General features: G+C 68.3%; 1 protein-coding gene. It reads left to right on the top strand.

Features of this window, described 5'->3' with window-relative positions:
* The first annotated feature begins 76 nt into the window (after positions 1-76).
* Positions 77-1,156, top strand: coding sequence for an IS630 family transposase (locus CLV37_RS26895; RefSeq protein ID WP_106215802.1), 1,080 nt, complete (start codon positions 77-79; stop codon positions 1,154-1,156).

Here is a 1,156-nt window from a genome sequence, read left to right as displayed (position 1 = left end):
CTAGTGATCTACGGCTGAAGTTGGTGCCCCACCCGTTCGGGTCTGGCGGTCAGAGGGGTGAGGCACGGCAGCGTCGGTGAGCGTGGGAACACTTCTTCCGTCGCTGCCGTGCGGGATCGACGATAGCCGTGAGGCACTGCAGGCGGTGGTTGATGGGCCGCGTCAGCAGCAACGGCACGCACTGCGGGCCCGGCTGGTGCTGGCGGTGCTGGACGGGACAGGCATCCGCCAGGTCGCCCGCGATCACGCCTGCTCACCGAAGACGGTGCGCAAGTGGTGGCGGCGCTGGTGTGAAGGCGGCATCGCAGCCCTGGGCGACGCGCCCCGATCGGGACGGCCGGCCCTGTACGACGACAGCACCCGCCGGGACCTGCTCGCCTTGGCCACCGCCCAAGCCCCAGCACCGTTCGCCGGCTGGAGTCATGAGCGCTTGAGCGCGGCGATGGGTGAGCTGAACTGGGGCGTGAGCCCGTCGTGGGTCGGGCGGGCGTTGAAGCGTCTGGACCTGAAGGTCCACCAGGTCCGCGGCTGGGTGCACCGGCGCGCCGACCCAGACTTCAACACCCGTGTCGCTGCAGTCGAAGCAGCGGTCACCGCTGCCGGGGACGACCCGTTTCCGGTGTTGTGCCTGGATGAGAAGACCAGCCACCCGTTGCGCGTTCCGGTGCTGCCTGACAGCCGCGATGGGCGCGGGCGCAGGAGACGGGAGTTCGAGTACGTCCGGCACGGAACGATCTCCTGGTACGGCATCCAGACCGCAGCCAGTGGGGCGGTGCAGATGATCCGATCCACCCAGCGGATGGACTCCGTCGCCTTCATCGAGGTGCTCGAACACCTCGTCGCCGTCCACGGGTCGATCTTCACCCTGGTCATGGACAACGGCCCGGCGCACACCAGCTACGCCACCCGCACGTGGTTGCAGGCCCATCCGGGTATCAGCGTTCGGCTCACGCCGAAGCATGCCTCGTGGGTCAACCCGGTGGAGTCCGTTTTCGGCATCCTCACCCGCCAGGTTCTGCAGCACGCCACCTTCGTCAGCGCCGAGGACTGCGACGGGCGTGTTCAGCACTGGACCCGGCTCCGCAACCAGCAGCATCGACCCGTCACCTTCACCTGGCAACGCCCCGGGGCACCAACTTCAGCCGCAGATCACTAG

It is taken from the genome of Kineococcus rhizosphaerae (assembly GCF_003002055.1).
Taxonomy (GTDB): domain Bacteria; phylum Actinomycetota; class Actinomycetes; order Actinomycetales; family Kineococcaceae; genus Kineococcus; species Kineococcus rhizosphaerae.
The sequence above is the reverse complement of the archived record's forward strand: the minus strand, read 5'-3'. Positions and strand labels throughout refer to the sequence as shown.